The 440-nt window shown below is 51.1% G+C and carries 1 protein-coding gene; it reads right to left on the bottom strand.

Features of this window, described 5'->3' with window-relative positions:
- Positions 1-432: thymidylate synthase (thyA, locus tag C1J01_RS48680; protein ID WP_369122777.1), on the bottom strand; the 432-nt coding region annotated here is incomplete at its 3' end.
- Between the last annotated feature and the right edge of the window lie 8 nt (positions 433-440).

Below are 440 nucleotides of genomic sequence, written 5' to 3'. Positions count from 1 at the left end.
GAAGAATGCATGGCACGGTGCCAGCGCCATTTTATCCAGTTCGCCTACGTTCCACGCTGAAACAATAATGCGGCGCGAATCCGGGTCGTTTTTCAGCTGGTTCAGTACCGTAGTGATCTGGTCAATATGACGACCATCTGGCGTTGGCCAGGCGCGCCACTGTTTACCATACACTGGCCCGAGGTCGCCGTTTTCATCGGCCCATTCGTCCCAGATGGTGACATTGTTTTCGTGTAGATAAGCAATGTTAGTGTCGCCCTGCAGAAACCACAGCAGTTCATGGATGATGGAACGCAGGTGGCAACGTTTAGTTGTCACCAGCGGGAATCCATCCTGCAGGTTAAAACGCATCTGATGACCAAAAATGGAAAGCGTTCCGGTTCCGGTACGGTCGTTTTTCTGTGTGCCTTCGTCGAGCACTTTTTGCATCAGTTCTAAAT

It is taken from the genome of Nonomuraea aridisoli (assembly GCF_003236395.1).
GTDB lineage: Bacteria > Actinomycetota > Actinomycetes > Streptosporangiales > Streptosporangiaceae > Nonomuraea > Nonomuraea aridisoli.
Note: the sequence above shows the minus strand (reverse complement) of the source record. Positions and strands in the feature narration are given on the sequence as shown.